Here is a 24,211-nt window from a genome sequence, read left to right on the forward strand (position 1 = left end):
CCGATCCTAAGATGAACGCAGAACTTGCGATAAAATACTCTCTCGTAGTGCATTCAAGCTGATCGGTTTAGCAATATGTAAGTTCATGCCAGCAGCTAAACATTGCTGTTTATCTTCCTCACGTGCGTGGGCTGTCATGGCAATAATGGGTAATTGACTATATTGCTGTTGAGCACGTATATGCTGAGTTGCCGTTAATCCGTCCATCACAGGCATTTGGATATCCATCAATACTATATCAAAAGTTGCTAGCGCTAGTTTGTCGAGGGCTTCTTGCCCGTTTTGCGCAATAACCACTTTAGCCTGCATTGACTCCAATAACTTAATCGCGACTAACTGATTAACAAGGTTATCTTCCACTAACAAAATGTTAAGTCCTGACAAGCTATCAACTATCGACTTAATACCTTCTGGTTTAGCACTTTGCACCATGTGCTGTTTACTTGCTGTTAGCTGCTCTAGGGCTTTTGCTAATTTCGTAATAACTTGCCGATACAATGGCATTTCAAGCAGCAGGTAATTTATATTAAGTCGAGTTAACTGCTCAAGCAATGCTGTTGATATAATACTGGCAGTAGGTTGGCATAGCGCGAGTACAGCTACGTTTTTCTGTATTATTGCTAAGTTGTCTTTTGTAAAACCTTGCGGATAATGGCTACTATCAACAAACAATATTTTAGCGGCTTCATCCATATTTTCGTTTAACGCATTAAGGTCTGAAACGTCGATAATTTTTTGTGAAATATCAGCAAAGTTTTCGCGTAATTTTTCCGGTACATTAACACCAAAGTTAATAACAACACTTGTCGAAAACTGAGGTGTAAATTTAGTTAAGCAGCGTTCAGAATAATCGCTATTACAACGGGTCACATTAGACTCATTTAAAGGTAGCGACAAAGTAAATTCAGCACCTTGACCTTCGGCACTGTCAATGGAGATTTCACCGCCCAACAAATGCGTAATATGCTGGCAAATAGATAAACCGAGCCCAGTACCTCCATACACCCGGGTCATAGACTCATCCGCTTGTTTAAATGCTTCAAATAGTCCTGCATGTTTTGATTTTTCTATGCCAATACCGGTATCTTTCAGTCGAAATAAAATCGCAACATTGTTAGCGTCGGTTTGTTCACTAATAACCGATGATAATGACACGCTCAGCACTACTTTGCCTTGCTCAGTGAACTTAATCGCATTATTCAGTAAATTACTCAGAACTTGCACCAAACGCATAGTGTCGGTATGAATATGTAATGGCACTTGGCTATCAATCGCAACATGTAAACTTAAATCTTTACCTGCAAGAGCGGCAATATTTAGGTTAATGGCTTGCGATACAATGTTCTCTAGTTCGATCAGTTCTTTATGTACTGACATATTACCTGATTCAACTTTGGCTGAATCGAGTAATTCGTTGACTAAATAAAGCAAAGTTTCTGAAGCAGTTTGCGCATTACCTAAATACTGCTCTTGAACGGAGTTAAGGCTACTTTGCTGCAAAAGATAAAACATACCTTGAATAGCATTTATCGGCGTTCGTATTTCATGGCTCATATTTGCTAGGAATTGGCTTTTGATTTGGTTTGCTTCTTCCGCTTGGGTTTTAGCGCGTTGCAAGGCTTGGTTGATCTCAAATTGCTGACTAACATCACGTATTAGCACAATACTACCAAGTAATTCATTATGCTGCCCATAGAAAGGGGCATGATAAACTTCGTAAGTATGATGCTCACTCGACACTGTTTGGTGATGAGAAATTGGAGAAGTACCTGTTTGGTTTTCTCCTAAACACTGTGCAACCTCTTCACTGATATCACTGGCAATAAAGTCATACATTTGCCCACCAATAATATCAGCTTCTTTTTGTAAAACTAATTTTTCAACAGCCTGATTACAACCAATGAGTAGGTCTTGTTGATCATGAAAAAGAATGTAATCTGGAATTGCATCCATTACCGAGCGAAGCAATGCATAATCTCGCTGGTGCTGCTCACTCTTATGATATAAAGCTTGAGTTTTTTCTTTTACGCGTAAATCTAACTCATTATTTTGATCTTTCATACGCTGCATTAAACTACGGTTTTCGCCAAATAAATCTTCTACAATTTTAAACCAGTGACGCCACTCTTCAGAAGGTTTTATTTTACCAGGATCACCTTCAGAGCAATGCTCAATATGACTGATGAATTTTTTTGATGGGGCAATAAATGAGCGATGTGTAAAATAATAAACAACAATAAATAAGCTAGAAAAACCTAAAAGCACCCCAACAAAAATAGTAATAAAACGTTGATTGATGGCTGAAAAGAAACTTTCTTTCTGTTGATATTCCAACAAAATCCAATCATTAACAGGGAGTTTTTTTCTTTGCACAACCCAATTATCGACAACAGTACTTTCTGGCATATTTAATAACGTTTGGTAGGTAAAATCGCTTAATTTCTTGGGGGCAGCATCACTAAAAGCGGTATGGGCATTTAGCGTTAAATTCGCATTGTTTTTGTGTAATAAAACATGGCTATGTTTATCTACAATAATATAACCATGACCTTGCTCTGTTACTTGCGGTAAATAGTGATATAAACCCGCTGTGTTAATATCAATCAACAGCGCCCCTTTCATTTCATTATCTAAATAAACACCTACACCCAATGCCGCATTTAAACCTTTGCCAGCAGTATCAACATAGGGTTGCGACCAAAATGTTTCATCTTTGAGTTTTGAAGCCTTTATTTTTAACATCAAATCATTAGTTAAGCTTTGGTCACTATATTGCCAAATATTTCTAGGTACCCAAGGATATAAGTTAACAAAACGCCTAACTGAAATATAATATAACCAGTTCGCTGCTTTAATCGATTCTTGCGCGGTAACAAATGCAGGAGTTAATGCGTTAGCCATGATCAACTCATCAATAAAAGATTGATTAAATACATCAATACGACCAACACCCGTGATGTTGCCACTCATAATACGGTTATTGGTCATTAAGTTTTGGCGGTTTTTATTTTGATAAAAATATTTCCCTTCTTGTTTCAGCAAGGGAGCTTTACTGGGTAATTCTTCTGGAAAGCGTAGGTAATATTGAGCTAAATCTCGAATACCATTTAGGGTTTCAACCGTACTGGTAAGTTTATTATTAAGCTGAGTACTGTATTTGCTCATCTCAACTAATTTATCGCCAAGGTGTTCCTCACGAGCAATATAATAATTATAAATCGTGATAATGAACGTTAGCAGCATAATACCAGAGAAAACCACGACAACTGATTTATTATAACGTTGAAAAATTTGCTCTTTTGAGTTTTCTGCTAACACTGAGAAGCCTTGATAATGCCAATTAAAAACGAATAAGCACATATTTATCGCTAAATATTAGCCAAGTAATTTGTATCAATGATGAACCTTGAAATTAATCACTTAATAGTAAATCAAAGTTGCAACATAGGATAGTATTGAAAAATTAACCATGCTAAATCCAAATGCTAACTTAAACGGATAATACATGGCCCAAACATTGAATTACTAGAGGTTTTCTTCCGCAAAGGCCGCTAATCTACTTCGCACAACACCATTTAAATTGATATTACTGCTGCCAGGGAAGTCTTTAAAACGCTCAACTATATAAGTAAGTCCTGAAGTAACAGCTGTTAAATAGTTACTATCAATTTGCGCTAAGTTACCAGAGCAAACCAGTTTAGTGCCTTCACCGCAACGGGTGATAATAGTTTTTAGTTGTGAGGCAGTAAGGTTTTGACATTCATCTAACAACACCAATGCATTTTGAATACTACGACCGCGCATAAAATTTACCGATTTAAACTGAATATTGCCTTTTTCCATAATGTAATTAAGGCTGCCGTTCATATTTTCATCTTGCTTGTGCAATACTTCTAGCGAGTCGGTTATTGCCGCTAACCAAGGTGCCATTTTCTCTTCTTCGGTACCAGGTAAAAAGCCAATAGATTCAGCAATTTCAGGTGTACTGCGCGTGACAATAATTTTATCGTACAACCCACGTTCAATAACTTGTTCTAATGCTGTGGCCAATGCCAGTAAGGTTTTACCGCACCCTGCAGGGCCAGTAAGAATAACTAAATCAAGGGTTGGATCAAGTAAAGCATCCATCGCCATACCTTGATAAATATTTTTTGGATGGATTCCCCACGCTTGCTTTGCCATTAATCGTTCTCGACTCAAATCAGTTATGGCGAGGCTTTCATCATCTCCTCCGGTAATTTTTCCGGCAAAATGATCTCCTTCATCAATTAAGTATTCATTGATATAACTATTAGGGAGTAAATCGCGTTTAATATAGTGGGTAGTATTTCGGCCTTGAGTTTCACTTTCGCATTCTTTTACATGCTGCCAGAAATCACCCGTAAATTGGTGGTAGCCTTTGGTTAAAAATTGAATATCATCAATGAGTTGGTCTGTGCGGTAATCTTCAACAAAAGCAAGGCCTGCCCCTTTAGCTTTCAAACGCATGTTGATATCTTTTGTTACTAATACCACTTTATTATTAAGATTTTTTTCTTGTAGATAAATAGCCGTACTTATAATGCGATTATCATTTTCATTAAACGACAACTTAATCTTACTTTCGTCTAAAGCATAATCATTGAAAATAGATAAACAACCACTGGGGTGCAGCTCATCATTTTGCGGTAACTTAACGCCGGCGAGAACTTGTTCGGGTGAGGCATTGACTAAGGTATCCTCTAACGCTCTGATGGCAACGCGCGCATCTCGGCTCACATCTTTGTTACGATCTTTAATTGAATCTAATTCTTCTAGTACCGTCATTGGAACTACAACATCGTGTTCTTTGAAGGAGAGAAAAGCGAAGGGTTCGTGTAATAAGATGTTGGTATCTAAAACGTAAATAATGTTATTTGCTGTCATATGAAATCCTTACCTAAGTTGAAGGTTCCACAGCAATATTTGTTAGAAACAGCTGCTAGAAACCACAAAAGTTGATAACGCATCTAACCAAAATAATTTATTGATTCGTTCCTTTTATTATTGCATCTGCAATGCATAAGAACAGTTTTTCTTTTAAGACAATAACTACTTTACAGTTTATTTACCTGCAATCAAGCTGCTTTTTTGGATTAATTAAATACCAGCTATGAACATTATTCATACTCAAAATGCTGTTGCCATTAAAACAAAACTCTATTCTATAAATTTTAAGCAAAAAAAGTACGCTTTTACTGATTTATTTAATGATCACATCTATGATTAACGATATTATAGCGCCTTTTTTTTACGTGTAATTTTTACGCGAGTTATTGAGTTGGAGTTTTTTTTTATGGCATTTTATCCCGGACAACGCTGGATTAGTGATAGTGAGTCAGATCAAGGGTTAGGTACGGTTACCGCTGTTGAGGGTCGTTTTGTTACTATCGTATTTACGGCAACAGGGGATGCAAGACAATATGCCATGGATAATGCACCTTTAACACGTGTTATTTTTAATGCTGGCGATAATATTCCAAGCCATGAAGGCTGGACACTTACCGTAGAGTCTTTTGAAGAAAGTAATAATTTATTAACCTATTTTGGCATTCGACAAGACACAGGTGAAGCTTGCTCAATCAAAGAAATGATGATTGACCATTTTATTAAATTTAATAAGCCTCATGATCGTCTACTCAACGGCCAAATTGATCGCCTTGATTGGTTCCGCTTAAGAAAAGACTGTTTACATCATCAATTTAGCCAACAACAATCAGATTTAACAGGCCTAAGTGGTGGCCGTGTTAGCTTAATCCCTCACCAATTATACATTGCCGAAGAAGTGGGAAGTCGCTTTGCTCCTCGCGTTTTGTTAGCTGATGAAGTGGGTTTAGGTAAAACCATTGAAGCGGGTTTAATTATTCATCAACAGTTGGTAACAGGTCGCGCCAAACGTGTACTTATTATTGTGCCAGAATCATTGATGCATCAATGGTTAGTTGAAATGTTACGCCGTTTTAATCTGCCATTTAGTATTTTTGACGAAAGCCGCTGTGAAGAAACATCTGATAACGGCGAAGGTGAAAATCCATTTAGCCAAGAGCAATTAGTACTGGTTAACCTTGGTTTTATTACTAAAAATCCTCGCTGGTATGAAGCGATGATCGATGAAGAATGGGACTTAATGGTTGTCGATGAAGCACATCATCTAAATTGGCAACAAGATAATGCCAGCATTGAATATCAATGTATTGAGCAATTGGCGCAAACTATTCCTGGGGTTTTGCTATTAACTGCAACACCTGATCAATTAGGCCATGAAGGTCACTTTGCGCGTTTGCGTTTACTTGACCCAGATCGTTTTTTCGATTATCAAAAGTTTACTGAAGAAGAACAGCATTATACTGAAGTTGCCGATGCCGCAAATACCTTAATCACTGATGAGCCATTAGCTAGCGAACAAATAACAACGTTAACCACACTGTTACATGAAGCAGACGTTAGTGCCCATATTGCAGCGATAAATCACGCGGATATTACAGAGCAAAAAAATGCTCGACAGCATATTCTCGACCAACTTTTAGACCGTCACGGTACGGGTCGTATCTTGTTCCGCAATAGTCGCAACACCATTAAAGGTTTTCCTGGTCGTGAATTACATCCAGCGCCGCTGGCAATGCCTGATGCTTATCAAGATGCTATTAATGAATTATTACTATCAGGTACCGCTGAAGACTTAAAGTCACAAGCACAAGCAAAACTTATTTTTACACCTGAAACATTATTCAGCTTAGACAGCCATGAAGATTGGTATGATATTGACCCACGTGTCGAATATTTAATTGAGTTGCTACAATCGTTAAAAAAAGAAAAAGTTTTAGTTATTTGTGCCAATGCGCAAACCGCTATCGATTTAGAAACCGCACTGCGTGTTAAAGAAGGTATGCGAGCTGCAGTATTTCATGAAGGTTTGAGCATTTTTGAACGTGACCGTGCTGCGGCTTACTTTGCCCAAGATGAAGATAGTGCTCAAGTACTATTGTGTTCAGAAATTGGTAGTGAAGGACGAAACTTCCAATTTGCCCACCACTTAGTATTATTTGATTTACCGCGTAACCCTGATTTACTAGAACAGCGTATTGGTCGATTAGACCGTATAGGCCAAACAGAAACTATTCGAATTCACGTGCCTTATTTTGAAGACTCGGCTCAGAGTTTACTGTTTAAATGGTATAAACAGTCTTTAAATGCATTCGAACATACCTGTATCACTGGCCATGCCGTTTTTAACGCTTTTGGTGACACTTTATTTGACTTAGCACTTAGCGCCAGTTGGGATTCTAACGAAGCACACACCTTAATCCAGCAAAGCCATCAGAAACACTTAACCATCAAACAAGATCTTGAATCAGGCCGAGATAAACTGCTTGAATTGCATTCATCTGGCCAAGGTAAAGCGCATGCCTTAGTTGAAAAAATTGAGCAGTTAGATCAACAAATTCATTTGCCCCAATTTATGTTTCAGTTATTGGATGTTTTTGGTATTCAACAAGATGATAAAGCTGATAATGCCATTGCCTTGCAACCTTCTGAGCATATGTTGTGCGCCAACTTCCCATGCTTACCTGAAGACGGTACAACCATAACCTTTAACCGTCATACTGCATTAGCAGTGGAAAATTACCAGCTTATAACTTGGGATCACCCTATGGTTCGCGGGGCAATGGACCTTGTGCTATCTGATGAAACCGGCAATTCGAGTATTGGCTTATTAAAGAACCCTGCACTACCTGCAGGTACATTTTTCTTAGAGTGTATTTTTACCTTAGAAGCTATTGCACCGAGTAACTTGCAATTAGGCCGATATTTACCAACAACACCTATTCGCATATTAGTTGATAAAAATGGTAACAACCTTGCCGATAAAGTGAGTGAAGCCGTATTAGATCAACAATTATCACCCGTGAAGAAACAAGTAGCGCTGCAATTAGTTAAAGCATTAAGAAGCCAAATAGCCCCCTTGGTGGCTAAAGCAGAAGCGCATGCCGAGCAACAAACAACATCAATACAAGCAAAAGCGCTTACTGGAATGCAAGTAGCCATGGATGAAGAGCATCAGCGTCTAACCGCGCTAAAAGCAATAAACCCTAGCGTGCGTCAGCAAGAAATTGATTTTATTTTGATGCAAAAAAATGCGTTAGCTGAATATATTGAAAAAGCAAAAATTCAATTTGAAGCGGTTCGCCTCATTGTTGTTAGTAACTAAATTTCCGCCATAAATGACAAAAAGGCTACACCCTTTGTGTAGCCTTTTTTCTAACGAAAATTCAAAAGGAATATCTTAAGATGGGTGCTAACCCTGACTTTATTTACCAACCACCAATGAGCCCATATCTTGATATTATTTATCAAGATAACGATATTGTTGTGCTTAATAAACCCAGCGGATTACTCACTGTGCCAGGTCGATTACCTGAGCACCAAGACTGCTTGCAAAATAGAGTGCTAAAAGTGCTGCCAACAGCAACAGTTGTGCATCGTTTAGATATGGCAACTTCAGGCATTATTTTAATGGCATTAAATAAGCCTGCTCATGTCGCGATAAGTCGTCAATTTGAAAAAAGATTAACGCAAAAAAGCTACATAGCTAGAGTATTTGGTAAAGTTGAAAACGCACAGGGCTCTGTTGATCAACCCTTGATTTGTGACTGGCCAAATAGACCAAAACAAAAGGTAGATCATGAACAAGGTAAAGCGGCATTAACTCATTATAAAGTTTTAAGTTATCGTGAGAACAAAGACAACCAAATAACAACCCTGCTTGAGCTAACTCCTATAACGGGTCGTTCTCATCAACTACGGGTGCACATGTTATTTATTGGTCACCCCATTATTGGTGACCGACTGTATGCTCACGAACAAGCATTAAATTGTAGTAATCGTTTGCAGTTACACGCCAAAATTCTACAAATAGCACACCCCGTTACTGAGAAAACCTTGGCCTTTACAAAAGCTTGCCCATTTGATTAATACGATGAATTACTAGGGTTAATTAAAGAAAACATCAATAACGTCGATAATATATTTACATCACCTTTAGTAAGTCTATAGTGTTAATTAATCAACGGTCAGAGGAAAACTTTTTATGCATTTGAATACAAAGCCTATAGTTTTTTTCATATTATTAGCTGTATCGACTTTAGTTATAAATAACGTTTACTCATCTCCATTTTTGCCATACCAGGAAGCACAACAAACAGAAGATACTCAGCCCAATGGCAAAGGGGATCCTGAAAAAGCTGAAGAGATTAAACCTGAGGTGGCAGCAACTAACACTGAGGCGACACAAGACGAAGCAACAGAAGACGACCATCAACATGATGTCATTATTAATCTGCCCGTAAATGCATTTGACCAACAACAGCAAGATATTAAGCATTATTTAACGCAAGAGAAAATCATCCCGATAATGGTTGGAACAGACAAATATCTAACGATAATCAATCAACACACCACACCCGTAAATAAAGGCGTTATGGTGTTAATTCCGGATTGGCAGCAAAGTATAACAACCCCTTATGCACTTAATCAGCTGCGTAAAAATATGCCTGATCAGGGTTGGACAACAATAACGTTACACCCACCAAATAAGCCTGAAGGCTACCCTTCACAGGCATTAACAGCAGAAGAGCGAAATAAAGAAAATATTGAAATACTTGAAAACTATGGCAAAAAATTTGCTGAGGTCATGCAAGCGACTATTGAACAAGCCAAGCGTTTTCCTGGTGGAATTATTGTAATAGCTGAGGGTAATAATAGTGCGGTATTGCTCGATATTTACCAACAAGGCTTAGTAGGCGCACCCGCTGCGTTTATTATGCTTAGCAGCTATATGCCGACACAACCAGCGAGCGAAAAAATAGCTCAACAACTGGCTGTTACAGACTATCCAATTCTTGATTTATATTTACAGCGCGATCATCATTTAGTACAAGCCAACGCTATATTAAGAAAAGCGTCAGCGAAAAGAGAACTGAAAATATATTTTCGACAAAAACAATTAAGTAATCAAGTCACAGGTTACTATCCTAAAAATAGCTTAACCAAAGAAATTATAAGCTGGCTTAACTCAATGGGTTGGTAAGTTCTCAAGTGAAACATCTCTTAAAAACAGCATGATTATTGTCATGCTATTTTTTGCTGACAAATTTTGCCCAAGACAGTAATAATTCTCGAAAGTCTTCGCGCCCACAAGAAGAGGAGTCTTGTAAATCAAAATCAATACCTTCTTCAATAAGTGAGTCTGGTAATACTTCTAAACCGTCCATACTCGCATTGGTTTGAACGGTTACATCACCTCGATTAAAAATAACCGTATACTCGTTACCTGTAATCGTAATTTCTAACTGTTTTTCTGCTTCAATATCTGCGATCGCAGACAATAGTTCCGAAAGCTTATCTGTATCTGTGCCTACTTCAACTTCTAACCATGGACCAATGACTTCATGGTCGAGCGAAAACTTAGCGATAGCACTACCCGTTAAGGGATCATCTATAAATTGATATTCCATATATACCTCGTTCTGAAAACCTTTAGCGAGAAAACCTATTTAGCCGTTACTAAATTATATAACCTAGTTTCGTATAAAAATGATTTAACCTAGTTGATATTTATTTAGATAACGTTAGATTCGTCACCATTATTTTAAAGAAAATCTTCTAATACTAACAAGGACATTGTTATAATAATTATCACAATCTAATTGTAGCAAACCCCGAGTTTTTAACACTAGATTACGAAGCTTAATTACTAGAATAACTTTAGTTGATGTAATAAGGAGATGGTTTATCACAAATAATGGCATGAGTTTTCTATCAGCATACTTACGTTTAAATCAACGAAGACGATTCAAAATTTATGTCACTCTAATTTGTTACGTGTTCTTTTTGTTTATGTCGATGAAAGTTGTTTCACAACCTTTACCAACAATCACCGTGGCGATGTATATTGAACCGCCATTTTCTAACATTGTAGACGGTAAATTTGTCGGCGAAAACATCGATATTGCCAATGCATTAGCAGAAAAATTATCACGAGAAGTCAGGTTTATCTATTGCCCGCCAGCCCGCTGCTTTGCTTTTTTACAAAACGGCCAAGCTGATATGATGATTGCGATCAGAAAAACCGAAATAAGAGAGCAATTTCTTAACTACCTTGAGCCTCCGATAAAAATTCAGCACTTACCGCTACAGTTTTATATTCGCGCAGAAAGTAAAATTGAATTGAATCGCTATCAAGACCTGCAACCCTTGAAAGTTGGGGTTTTAAGAGGCGCTTCGTATTTTGATAAATTTGATCATGATACACAGCTGACTAAAATCCCGTTAACTAATTATCAGCAACTCGTTGATATGCTTTTAAAAGGGCGTATTGATACTTTTCTGGAGCGGGAAGAAACTATTACCCCTTGGGTTGATCAAAAAATTTATAAAACCAAGATTAAGTTAGCAAAATTTTCTTATGATGAAACGGTTGGCTCTTACATCGTGGTATCTAAAAGATCGCCATTAAGAAATGAAATTGCACACTTATCAAAAGCGTTAAAGGCAATATCAGACAACGGCGAAATTCAAACTATTCTTAACAAGGTAAGAAACTAGGTTGAATTCAATTGAACTTACGAAGTGATTTATCGTCTATAAATTACCTACTCTAGCCGACATTGAAATCATTGTGCGAAAAGGAACTTACACTGCTATTTTATTTTCCTTGGTTGTCCACGGCATTATCATTTTATTGATTTTTATCACTCATTCACATAAAGAAAAATCAATAAAGAAAATCAACAAAAGCCCACCGATAAAAAGCTTCCTATATTATGCTCCCAATTTAACCACAGCGCAGGCAAATCAAAATAAACAAAAACCAATAGAAAAACCAAAGCGCATCGAGGCTGATCATAATGAGCAGAAAGTACTGGTTACTGAAGAGCCTATTACTAATAAACCTATTTCTAATAAACCTAATACTAATAAACCTGCTATTGATTTAGCCGATAAAAATACGCTTACTCCTCTTAATAAAACAATCAAAAAGTCTTTAATACCATCAACAATTACCCATACGATAACACTACCGAAAGCTAGCAATACAGAGCCGGACTCACCTCTTCCTCTACCAGCACCTAGTAATAAAAAACTCGATAGTTTCACTCAATTACAAAGGCTGCGTAGTAAGCTAAATAATGGTTCTGCCCCTACTGTAGATAACCCTTATCAACACGATCAACCTCCTTCAATTTTTAACACTACATCGAAAACGGTTCCCCACTCAGTACCCTTGAAAGATGAAGATAAAGAACGAGAACAAAACACTAAAAATATGGGTGCAGGAATAGCGATTACAAAAGGAGATGATGGTAGGTGCTCGGTAACACAAGACATGAGTGCATACGGTTTAAGTGAAGGCTCCTCTGTGCAATTTTTCAGTTGCGGTGAATCAAAGTTTGATAAAAGCTTTCGAGAACATATGAAAGCCGTTAAGGAAAAACTGGGCAAAAACTAATTTTGGCTCTTGTTGATAATTGAGCAAAAAGCGCTGAAATTTAAAAGCCATAAGTATATAAATAAGATGAAAAGTTCGATTGAACATATTGGTCTATAATATAAATAACTTCACTTGGGTCTCAAGCTAAATAAACACCTAAATGCATTAAATACCGTTAATATTTTGAGCAAATTAAAACGCATATAGATATCATCTTGAATGCAAAAATTATAAACAGAATTTTATCCATAAATTCTTCAAGATAGGTCAGCTTAAATTTTGGGTTGATGATGTTAACCGATAGTAAAGCCCAAAAGAACTATCCATTATTTTTAATAATATCAATGACTAACTGAACACACCCAACCAGTATAACCGTTCTTTCTACTAACCATAAATTTGGTGAATAGTGCTTATTGAACCAAGTGATTAGTAGTCATCAAAAAATCAGGTAGAATATAGGCAAATTTTATACTGCTATGCATTATTGATCTTACAATTATACTTTGTTCAAATTAATTGCGCTTGATCGCTAACCAAGAATGATTACATCACCATTCTTTTTAACTTTTATTGCGACAATAAACAAAGTTTAATAGTGCTTAGTTAAATTGTTATTAGTAAATAAAGTCAGAGAGGGAATCAAATGAGTCTGTATTTAGAATATATCGCAGAAATTGAAAATCGTAAAAATGAGCTAGGTTTAGCACCTAAGCCAATCGATAGTGCTGAGTTATTAGCGGAAATCATTGAGCAAATTAAAGATCAAGGGCACGCACACCGCGAAGACTCTTTGAATTTCTTTATCTATAACACGTTACCGGGCACCACAAGTGCTGCCGGTCAAAAAGCCGCTTTTTTGAAAAAAATCATTTTAGGTGAAGAAGCTGTAGCAGAAATAACCTCTGAATTTGCTTTTGAACTACTATCGCACATGAAAGGTGGTCCATCTATCGAAGTGCTACTTGACCTAGCATTAAGTGACGATTCAGCATTATCAACACCAGCTTCTAACGTATTAAAAACACAAGTATTCTTATACGATGCTGATACAGCTCGTCTTGAAGCAGCCTTTAAAGCAGGCAACGCTGTTGCTAAAGAACTTTTAGAAAGTTATGCAGAAGCTGAATTTTTCACCAAGCTGCCTAACATTGAAGAAAAAATTGAAGTTGTAACTTATATTGCTGGTGAAGGCGATATCTCAACTGATTTACTTTCTCCAGGTCACCAAGCACATTCTCGTGCTGACCGTGAGTTACACGGCCAGTGTATGATCACACCTGAAGCACAAAAAGAAATACAAGCATTACAAGCTAAGCACCCGAAAGCAAAAGTTATGCTTATTGCTGAAAAAGGCACAATGGGCGTTGGTTCTTCTCGTATGTCTGGTGTTAACAACGTGGCACTTTGGGCCGGTAAACAAGCAAGTCCATATGTACCATTTATTAACATTGCACCTGTAGTTGCAGGTACTAACGGTATTTCTCCAATCTTCTTAACAACCGTTGATGTAACTGGTGGTATTGGTCTTGATCTTAAAAACTGGGTTAAGAAAGTTGATGCCAACGGTAAGACTGTTGTTGACGAAAATGGCGATGCCGTATTAGAAGAAGCTTACTCTGTTGCTACTGGCACAGTGTTAACGATTGATACTAAAGCGAAGAAGTTATTAAACGGTGATAAAGAGCTAGCAGACATCTCTTCAGCTTTCACTCCACAAAAAGTGGAATTCATGAAAGCCGGTGGTTCTTACGCTGTTGTATTTGGTAAAAAACTACAAACGTTTGCCTCTGAAGCTTTAGGTGTAGCAACTAAACTTGTTTATGCTGCTTCGAAAGAAATTTCACATGCAGGTCAAGGCCTGACAGCTGTAGAAAAAATATTCAACAGAAATGCTGTTGGTGTTCTTTCTGAAACCGATCTTCATGCGGGTTCAGATGTGCGCGTTAAAGTGAACATTGTAGGTTCACAAGACACTACAGGCCCTATGACTTGCCAAGAGCTAGAAGCGATGGCTGCATCAACTATCTCTCCTTTAGTTGACGGTGCATACCAATCTGGTTGTCACACAGCATCAGTTTGGGATAGTAAAGCTAAAGCTAACATTCCTAAGCTTATGAGTTTCATGAACAAGTTTGGCCTTATCACAGCTCGTGATCCTAAGGGTGTATATCCTGCGATGACGGATGTTATTCATAAAGTATTGAATGACCTTACAATTGATGACAGAGCAATCATCATTGGTGGTGACTCGCATACTCGTATGTCTAAAGGTGTAGCATTTGGCGCTGACTCAGGTACTGTTGCGATTGCACTGGCGACAGGTGAAGCGGCTATGCCAATTCCAGAATCTGTTAAAGTTACCTTTAAAGGCAAAATGCAAGGTCACATGGATTTCCGTGATGTTGTGCATGCAACACAAGCACAAATGCTTAAACAGTTTGGTGGTGAAAACGTATTCCAAGGTCGTATCATCGAAGTACATATTGGTACGTTAATGGCTGACCAAGCATTTACTTTTACTGATTGGTCTGCAGAAATGAAAGCGAAAGCTTCAATCTGTATTTCAAATAATGAAACTTTAATTAAATCAATCGAGCTTGCTAAGAGCCGTATCCAAATAATGATCGAAAAGGGTATGGAAAACGAAGCTAAAACGCTTAACGGTTTAATCGCATTAGCTGACAAGCGTATTGAAGAAGTTAAATCAGGCACTAGTCCAGCACTAGCACCTGACGACGCAGCTAAATACTATGCAGAAGTTGTTATCGACTTAGACGTTATCGACCAACCAATGATTGCTGACCCTGATGTAAACAACGATGATGCATCTAAGCGTTACACACATGATGTTATTCGTCCAGTATCATACTATGACGGCAAAACTGTCGACTTAGCCTTTGTAGGCTCTTGTATGGTGCACAAAGGTGACATGCAAATCATCGCTCAAATGTTACGTAACATTGAAAAACAAAATGGCAAAGTAGATTTTAAAGTGCCATTAGTTGTTGCGCCACCAACTTACAACATTGTTGATGAGCTTAAAGCTGAAGGCGATTGGGATATTTTACGTAAATATTCTGGTTTTGAATTTGATGATGCTAACCCGAAAGGTGCTGCACGTACTAAGTACGATAACATCATGTATTTGGAACGCCCTGGTTGTAACTTATGTATGGGTAACCAAGAAAAAGCTGAACCTGGCGATACGGTTATCGCAACATCAACGCGTTTATTCCAAGGTCGTGTTGTTGCCGATACTGCTGAGAAAAAAGGTGAATCATTACTAGGTTCAACACCTCTAGTTGTGCTTTCAGCTGTACTTGGTCGTTTCCCATCATTAGAAGAATATAAAGCTGCTGTTGAAGGTATTGACTTAACTCGCTTCGCTCCTCCTACAGAAGAGATGAGCACTAAGTACGTACCGATTAAAATGGTATAAGCTTGGTCTATTTGTTTAGCTAACATGGCTCGTTAACGTTAGCTAAACTCGGTGTTCGACTCAATGCTTAAATCAAGAGTTGAGAGAACATTTAAGATTCAATAGCAAAAAAGGTGACTTAATATAAGTCACCTTTTTTATGTCTTCACTAAATTGATATTAGCTAGCAGTAAAATTAATTTAACACCTCTGTGCCTCTTAGCTTGCTTTATTTTTACTTATTACTGACTGTAGAAACTTTCAAAAAACTACGGATTAGGGCATTCAATATTCGCAGATAATGAAGGCATAATCATATTAGGAAATGATAATTTATCATCAAAGCGCTCTACCCCTTCTAACACTTCAATTTTAAAGCCGTAACTTTTGCAAATACGTAGAGATTGACGCATTAAAAAAGTGGCCAACTTACTAAACTCAGTATTTTGCTTAGCAATAACTTGTAAATGATGTTTACCGTTTTCTAAGTCAGTTTGTTTAAATTGAACTTCGTGATCAAAGTCCCACTGCGATGCGCCATTTGGTGTTTCAATATTTTGCGCACAACCAAATAACATGACTAGCGGCAACAGAGTCAGTACGTTAAGTTTATTCATATAACCTCATATACAACAAATTAATTAAATACAAATATGACAGGAATGAAAGTGAGCATAATACCCACTTTCATTTTAGATAATAGTGTTAATTCGAAGAAAAAACTAAGTTATCAATAAATGCAGCATCTTCTCCTCGAGCCACACTGCCATCTTTTAAATAGTTAAAGCTGATTTCGTGAAAACCAGACTCAAGAGTAATCTCATTTGCTTGCCAATCCTGTGTGCTTATACGAAAGACTACTTCACCATCTAAAGAGACTTCTAAATAATCACAGCAAGACTCAGAGTCGACTAATGAATCAAAGGTTAATACGCCAGCAGTAAATACATTGCTATAAACAATACTACTGATTTGACTATTACCAATAACACCCGAACGAAGCATTTCAGTTTCAACAGCCCAATCAGCATCAGAGTTAACACCTTGTGCCCAGTTTCCAGACAACTCAGCGGCTGAGAAGTCAATCATCAGCTCAGTGATAGAATCAGGTAATGAAGATGGGTCATTAGGATCTGTTTCAAATATTAACACTTCATCGCCATCGTTAAATAAATCGCCATCGCTATCCAATTCAAGTGGATCAGTTAAGTATTCAAGCACTTCATCTCCATCTGTTAAATTATCACCATCAGTGTCTGTAATTAACGGATTAGTTAAATACGTTTTTACTTCTTCAAAATCATTTAAGCCATCATTATCTGTATCATTATTATTAGGTAAAGTGGCTGATTCGTACTCTTCCATGTTAGTTAAGCCATCACTATCAAGTTCGGTTAGCGCATCAGTAGCATCATTAGGATCAAGACCAAACTTTCTTTCCCACCAATTGGGCATGCCATCGTTATCTTCATCAATAACGGGCACCTGAGCAATAAATGAGCCTCTAATGACGCTGTTTTGTAATTGAACAGAAGTGAAATCATTACTAACTAGTACCACTTGCTGATTTGAGTTAGTTAAAACTAGAGTATTTTGTGCATAAATATCAAGATCATAAAAGTTTCCTGAAATATTATAATCATCTACATTAAGCAAATCAGTTTCAATACCATTGGCATCATACATTTTAATAGTACTCCCCCAAGAAGCGGTATAAATATTACTATTATCATCAACAGCAATAACTCGAGCTTCACTAATAGTGTAGCTGGCTACTAATACCATTGTTTCAGGGTCATATTTATCTACTTGTGTGCCTGAAAGAGCATAAAGCATATTATCTCCCCCAAGCGAAAGATCTATATAGTCGTCACCAGAAAAGAACTCCTCAGAGTCACTTTCTAAATTAAAGCGCACAATTCCCGCAGTGTCATTACCATAAACAGCCATATCGGTGACATAAACATAATGATTAAAGTGTGCAATCCCGCCATATGAATTATTATTTAAAATGCTCCAGTTTTGATATTGCTTATGTCGCCAAGTCGCATGAAGAGGATTATAAATTGAAAGTGATGGGGAATTATGACCATTAAAAATAGCAATTCGACCATCATCTAAAACGGTTAGATCTCTTGCGTTTTGGTTGTCAAACCTTGGAATTTTAATTGATGATAAAAGGTATTCTTCAAAATTATATAAATATAAATTTTGATTTGAAACCATAACACTTTGTACACCTCTATCGAATAAGCTTAATAAAGGTGTTATTTTAAGGTTGTCTAAATACACGCCACAATTTTCTACTTTGAATAAAACTGTATGTCTGCCTCTAGGGATAACAACCTTTTTTTCCTGCCATGTATCACCAAAGGAGAATTGCTTACTCAGTTCGTCATCCACATAAACAGATATACTACCGTTATATTGACAAGCGCTTTTCACATCAAACGCTAAGTCGTTGCCATTGAAAAATCCATCGAATGAAATAGCTGATACCCCAGAAGAGAAAATACTATAGTCACCATCAGAGCTTTCTAAATTACTAACACCCCAGCTACTTGCTAGCGTCTCATCAATAACCCAATCTGTTGGTATAACGGCGTCTTCAAATGAAAAGCTTAATGTTTCTATAACTTCAGGAGTCGAAGTCGCGTCGTTAGGGTCAGTGAGTTCCGAATATTCTTCAAGGTTTGTAATACCGTCACCATCAGCATCTAGCAGGGCATCACTATCATTAAGTAAATCAAAATTGTGTGTTACTTCCCAACCATCAGGCATTCCATCATTATCTGAATCCGAATTAATTGGATTTGATAAATAAAGGTTAACTTCATCTGAATCACTCAAACCATCATTATCTGAGTCATCATTTGTAGGGTCGGTAGAATTTTGAAACTCTTCAAGATTCGTTAATTCATCGGTATCAGAATTAAGTGCCGCATCGCTGGCGTCTAAACGATCAAGGCCGTACAAGTCTTCCCACCAGTCGTCCATCCCGTCTTCATCACTGTCACTGCCAAAATCAATTGCGGTTAATAAGCCCTCTGCTCCTGCAATATAAAGCGCACCTTCTAACGAGAGAGATAGTTTCCCTGAAACAGGATAGCTCCAAACTTGTTCGTGTGTATTTATATCAATAGCATAGGTATTGGTATTATCTTGAATAAACACAAGATTTAACGTTAAAACAATACTGCCCTGTATGTCATTATTGTTTCGTGGTCGCCATTGCCAAAGCGCTTCACCTGTAAATTGATCTAAAACTGTTAATTCGCCTGATTGATTAGCATAAACCTTGCCTAATGCAACGGAAGGAGTACCGATGAATCGATTGTCATAACCGTCACTTTCATAACTCCACACTTTATCTGCTGTCTGAGTATCAAAGGCATATAGATTATTGTTAGAAGTCACTAATGCTATATCATTGCCGGCTAATACTGGCGTACGACAATTTATAGCAAACTCTTCATTGCTTTCAATCGCTGCGCCGGAGGACTTATCAGCAATAACAAAACCATTTGAGAAGTAATAAACATGCTCATTATCAACTGCAGGTGTCCAATCATCACATTGAGTTAAGTCTTGAAACCACAACTCTTCCCCAGTTAATCCATCAAACTTATAACTACCACCATAGGTACCTCCGCCAACGTATAAATCGCCATCAAAAATAGTAGGGGCTTGATAGCGTTCCCATTGGTTGTCATATCTTGTAGAAAATATACTGGCACCATTTTGCTCACTAACAGCATTAAGGTATGCACCATCATCTTCTCTTGTTTGGTAATAAACCTTACCATCAGCAAAAGCAGGCGCATTAATCGAATGAACATTTCCGTAGCTTTTTTGCCAACTTACACTGCCATTTGTAGCATTAATTCCAAAAGCAAACTGTTCATCATAATAGCTAGTATTAGTAACAAATACTTTACCACCACTGGCAACCACAGGGTTTAGCTCGCTTGTTATTGGCAAACTCACGGCCCAACGTAACGATAAATCATCAGGATTAATCGTTATAGCCGAAAATCCAGCATGATCGGCATTTCCTTGATAGCTATTCCACAATTTAGGCGTTGGAACATCACTACTATCAGTAGGATCAGTTTCTAAAAAGAACTCGATGTAATTAGCGTAGTTGTCTTCATCAAAATCTAACTCTCTGTCGGCACTCGACAGCGGTGCAAAACCATAACTGACTTCCCAACCATCTGGCATTTTATCGCCGTCTGAATCACGATTTAGCGGTAAAGTTAAATAGGTATGAACTTCATCACCATCACTCAAGCCATCTCTATCCGAGTCCGCATTATTAGGGTTAGTTTGATAAGTCATTTCATCTAGATTAACTAAGCCATCGTTGTCTGCATCTTCTGCAGCATCATCGACATTAATGTTTAACTGATGAGTCACTTCATATGAATCTGATAAACCGTCTCCATCAGTATCGCTGCTTAATGGGTTTGAAAAGTAGTCCTGAACTTCTTCTCTATCAGTTAAACCATCTTCATCGGAGTCTATTAATAGTGGGTCTGTGCCGTACTCATTAACTTCTATACCATCAGAAAGTCCATCGCCATCAGTATCCGCAATCAGCGGTGATGTGTTATGAGTATTAACTTCAGCGCCATCAAGCAAGCCATCGTTATCAGTATCATCAAGAGTAGGATTAGTTTTTAGGGTAAATTCTTCACGGTTTGTCAGGCCATCGTTATCTGAATCTAACGCGGCATCTGCAGCATCGTTATCATCAAAGTTGTATAACGACTCCCACCATAATGGTAAACCGTCTTGATCCGCATCAACGATTCCAACCGTAGCAACATTTAAGTCACCATTGCTTAAAAGAGTAATAACATTAACATCATCACCATTAGCGGCTAACCCAATTGGGTTGCCAGAGACATTAATACTGGCTTCTAAAGTGAAGTTATTTAATTGCCATATTTTAAGAGTAGAATTATCACCATTATCTTCAATTGAAATAATAAGTTCAGCAGTTGCAATTATATCAGTCGCTTGTAATTGAGCATTGGCAACGGGTAAATCTGTTTCGAGATCGTACAGACCACCATTAGCTGAAATAAGATATTTTCCATCCAATGAAATCCTTAAAGGATGAGCAGCACCAACACTACTGTAAATATCCCCCTCTCCCGTAATATGTCCAAGTGTTTGATCGATAGTTTGATAATGAACGTTACCATATTCAATAGAATAAACTCTTGAATCAGCTTCATTCCAAACATAACTCGCTGAACTCGTATTCCAATCTTTGCTATCCGTTATCTCACCAAATTCATCAATAATATAGTGAGTATTCCAAGCACCATTTTCATTTTCAACTAGGATGAAATCCCCAGCAGAACCAATACCATTAATGGATCGCCCTAAACTTGCAAAAGCAACTTCGCTTAACTCATCCAAAGTAAAGCGAGAAACAACACCCGATGAATAACCGATATAAATTCGGTTATGCTCAGCTGAATAAGTCATCACACGACTTTCGCCAAAGTCATTGTAAATACTAGCTGACATCACGATAGGATTTGTAAATTGATTAGTTGTTGAAGACCAACGGTAAATTCTCTTATTTATATTGCTTAGGAAATAGATATTGCCTGCATCATCAGAAATAACTTTGTCAGGGGTAAATACCGGTTGAGTTGATAAAAAGTCACAACCGTTAGCATTGCCATGAGCACTTAACCAACATGCTGAGTCTAGAGGAAATAAATCTATCGTAAGTAGACTATTTTCACCGGTACTACCTTCATTCCAGCTATCTGGGTAGCCATCAAAATCACTATCAAGTGATGCTTCGCTATCGAATGGAAAGGCATCAATAAGATTATTAACCCCATCATTATCTGTGTCGTCACTTGGTAGGTAATTAATAAATTGAACGCTTTCATCATTTTCAATAACTAACACAGCTTTATCTTCAAATGATTTAACGGCTGTTAAAGAACCCTGAACAATATTAACTTCAACTAGGTTGAAATCTGCATCTCGTCTTTTCAGGTTTACTTGGTTATTTGTAGGTGACTGCACCAATGTCACTAAATCGCCATTTTCTAACCAGAATGCATGTGTAAACTGTTCACCAATAGACTTTAACCAAGTTAATGAGCTCGCATCGTATATATCACCACTGCCTAATAACACCTTGCTACCATCATTAGAAACAATAATTGGTCCAACGATTCGATAATCACCATGGTAAGGAGACTCTTGAACATCTATAAACTGACCGGTGTTACTTAAAGTGCGGTAATAGAGGTCATTGGGTGAAGAACCATCCCTGAAGTGGTATAAACGATTATTAATGCTATTCCACGCATTGTCGCGCGAAGAGTAATTGTAATCATCAGTTTCAGCTAACAAGCTACCACTGCGATTAAAGGTAAGGTAACTGCCATTATATCCTTGGCAGGCATGAACAATTAAAAAGTCATCCGCCTCAACTAAAGCGTCAGCACATTGTTCATCTTCAATAAAATCGACCAATGAAAAGTCTTCTTCAAGATATTTTATTGTAGAGGAGTTAAAGCTAAGATATAAGCGTTGGTGTCCCTCATGAAATATCATCGCGCTGACATTATCTATGACTTGTGTGTTCAAAACATGCTGCGAAATTAAGTCAAAAGTGACTAAGTTGCCATTGTCCTGGTATAAATAAGCAACTTCTTGTTCGGATATCGCGACTAGATTGGCTGAGTTCTCAGCTAATAAGGTTAAATAACAGCTTTCTCCGTCACCATCGCTAACGACATAACAAAGCCCATTATCAGGATATACATCAGCATTATCACCAACGCCATCACCATCAGTATCTAACCATTCGGTGGCATCAAACGGGAACAGATCCACACTGTCATCAATGCCATCTCCATCGTCATCTGTATCGACATCATTTGTGATACCATCGCCATCAAAGTCATACGCTGGATGCTGACTGATCATGACATCAACATAGGTTTCTGCTGTTGTAGCTATAACCGGAAAGTCACTTGCATTCGCTATAAAATCACCAAAAATAAGGGTGTTTATATCGGCTTCGGTTTGAGTTTCATTAACAGAAATATTACCGTCAGCAATCAGTTTTCGAGTAATCGCTTGCTTAGCTTTTTCAATATAAAATTGCATTTCATCAATAGAGATTTGCCCTGATGTCATCAATATTATTTTCTCACTCACCATATCAAAAAGTTGCTCGGTGAATGGTGAAATAGCAGCACCCTGGATTAAGTCACTTTCACGGTCACGAATATCAAGAGGTGGTAACGAAAGTGTGATCGGGGTCGCAGTAAAATCTAACTCAGGGCGTGATAAATCTTGTGCGCCTTCACCAACGTAAGCCCTTATTGGTGAGGTTGCGAATAGGTCAATTTTATCAAGTGGAAGTAAAAACCGATAACTTCCGGTGTCATCTGATGTACTTGAAAACTCACCGTCATCAAAAATTTTATTCAAGTTTTCGTCAATAAAGACAATAGCACCACTGATATAGCCATCAATAACTTTACCTTGGACTTCAACTGCATCATTAACCAAAAATGAAACTTCGATACTAACGGCTTCTTCACCACCATCATTTAGCACAATATTAAATTGATATTGGCCAGAGTCTTCTAGTCCAGAGGATCCGGTTAAACTAGAACTAGCTTCATCAAAGATCAACCAATCGGGTTGGTTTTGAACTGAAATAGCCACATCATCCATATCAGGATCTGACACTTCAACCACAAAGGCTATTTCATCACGCTCCAGCACTTCATAACTTGTTTGCGATAACATTTCAGGTTTGCGATTAACATTAACAACTTCAATAGAAAATGGCGTAAGTGAGGCAGAGTTAGTTCCATCTGAGACTGTAATAATTATATTGGAATAATTACCAGAATCGTCGAAACTAGGTGTTCCAGACAGCAGACCTGTCTCAGTATTGACTGTTGCCCATAATGGGGTATTTTCTGATGAATATGAAAGATTTGAACTAGCCTGATTTTTTACTATCACTTGAAAAGAGTAGGTTTGCATTTCGTTGATAGATGTTTCAGGAACACCCGATAAGGCAATTAATTTTGGTGCTACAATCACCTTTGGTGGAGATTTATCACCGCCTCCACCGCCGCCACATGCTGATAAAACACAAATGGAAAGTACACTTAAAAACCGAACAAGCGAATGACAATGCGTTAGCATAATTAAATCCTTTTAAATAACTTATTATTTTTATTAACAGAACTTTAACAAACTAAAGAATTAAATTC

General features: G+C 37.6%; 11 protein-coding genes. 6 read left to right on the forward strand and 5 right to left on the reverse strand.

Annotated elements, in window-relative coordinates; genetic code table 11:
- Positions 1 to 6 precede the first annotated feature (6 nt).
- Both DBO93_RS15985 and DBO93_RS15990 read right to left on the reverse strand, forming a co-directional pair.
- Positions 7 to 3,318 (reverse strand): response regulator, encoded by a 3,312-nt coding sequence (locus tag DBO93_RS15985; protein ID WP_162533807.1) that lies wholly within the window; start codon positions 3,316 to 3,318, stop codon positions 7 to 9.
- Positions 3,319 to 3,525: 207 nt separating this feature from the next.
- Positions 3,526 to 4,905, reverse strand: a complete 1,380-nt coding sequence (locus tag DBO93_RS15990) for a PhoH family protein (protein ID WP_108457232.1) — start codon at positions 4,903 to 4,905, stop codon at positions 3,526 to 3,528.
- A 409-nt stretch (positions 4,906 to 5,314) separates the two neighbouring features.
- Here DBO93_RS15990 and rapA point away from each other — a divergent pair, with 409 nt between their 5' ends.
- The 3 genes from rapA to DBO93_RS16005 all read left to right on the forward strand — a co-directional run bounded on the left by rapA (position 5,315) and on the right by DBO93_RS16005 (position 10,105).
- Positions 5,315 to 8,227: an RNA polymerase-associated protein RapA gene (rapA, locus tag DBO93_RS15995; RefSeq protein WP_108457233.1), complete on the forward strand. Its 2,913-nt coding sequence runs from the start codon at positions 5,315 to 5,317 to the stop codon at positions 8,225 to 8,227.
- A gap of 80 nt (positions 8,228 to 8,307) precedes the next feature.
- Positions 8,308 to 8,991 carry a pseudouridine synthase gene (locus DBO93_RS16000; RefSeq protein WP_108457234.1) on the forward strand — a complete coding sequence of 228 codons (684 nt, stop codon included), beginning with the start codon at positions 8,308 to 8,310 and terminating at the stop codon, positions 8,989 to 8,991.
- Positions 8,992 to 9,106: 115 nt separating this feature from the next.
- On the forward strand, positions 9,107 to 10,105 hold the full coding sequence (locus tag DBO93_RS16005; protein ID WP_108457235.1) for a DUF3530 family protein: 999 nt from the start codon (positions 9,107 to 9,109) through the stop codon (positions 10,103 to 10,105).
- A 46-nt stretch (positions 10,106 to 10,151) separates the two neighbouring features.
- Here the strand turns inward: DBO93_RS16005 and DBO93_RS16010 are convergent, their stop codons facing one another.
- Positions 10,152 to 10,532 (reverse strand): YacL family protein, encoded by a 381-nt coding sequence (locus DBO93_RS16010; protein ID WP_108457236.1) that lies wholly within the window; start codon positions 10,530 to 10,532, stop codon positions 10,152 to 10,154.
- 388 nt (positions 10,533 to 10,920) lie between these two features.
- Between DBO93_RS16010 and DBO93_RS16015 the strand changes: the two genes are divergently transcribed.
- The 3 genes from DBO93_RS16015 to DBO93_RS16025 all read left to right on the forward strand — a co-directional run bounded on the left by DBO93_RS16015 (position 10,921) and on the right by DBO93_RS16025 (position 15,950).
- Positions 10,921 to 11,622 carry a transporter substrate-binding domain-containing protein gene (locus DBO93_RS16015; protein ID WP_162533808.1) on the forward strand — a complete coding sequence of 234 codons (702 nt, stop codon included), beginning with the start codon at positions 10,921 to 10,923 and terminating at the stop codon, positions 11,620 to 11,622.
- A 73-nt stretch (positions 11,623 to 11,695) separates the two neighbouring features.
- Positions 11,696 to 12,526 carry a hypothetical protein gene (locus DBO93_RS16020; RefSeq protein ID WP_162533809.1) on the forward strand — a complete coding sequence of 277 codons (831 nt, stop codon included), beginning with the start codon at positions 11,696 to 11,698 and terminating at the stop codon, positions 12,524 to 12,526.
- Between the two features lie 628 nt (positions 12,527 to 13,154).
- Positions 13,155 to 15,950 carry a bifunctional aconitate hydratase 2/2-methylisocitrate dehydratase gene (locus DBO93_RS16025; RefSeq protein WP_108457239.1) on the forward strand — a complete coding sequence of 932 codons (2,796 nt, stop codon included), beginning with the start codon at positions 13,155 to 13,157 and terminating at the stop codon, positions 15,948 to 15,950.
- A 248-nt stretch (positions 15,951 to 16,198) separates the two neighbouring features.
- Here DBO93_RS16025 and DBO93_RS16030 read toward each other — a convergent pair whose 3' ends face one another.
- Together DBO93_RS16030 and DBO93_RS16035 are read right to left on the reverse strand one after the other, a co-directional pair.
- Positions 16,199 to 16,546, reverse strand: a complete 348-nt coding sequence (locus DBO93_RS16030) for a hypothetical protein (RefSeq protein WP_162533810.1) — start codon at positions 16,544 to 16,546, stop codon at positions 16,199 to 16,201.
- 88 nt (positions 16,547 to 16,634) lie between these two features.
- On the reverse strand, positions 16,635 to 24,143 hold the full coding sequence (locus DBO93_RS16035; RefSeq protein WP_108457241.1) for a PQQ-binding-like beta-propeller repeat protein: 7,509 nt from the start codon (positions 24,141 to 24,143) through the stop codon (positions 16,635 to 16,637).
- Positions 24,144 to 24,211: the final 68 nt, after the last annotated feature.

It is taken from the genome of Colwellia sp. Arc7-D (assembly GCF_003061515.1).
GTDB lineage: Bacteria > Pseudomonadota > Gammaproteobacteria > Enterobacterales > Alteromonadaceae > Cognaticolwellia.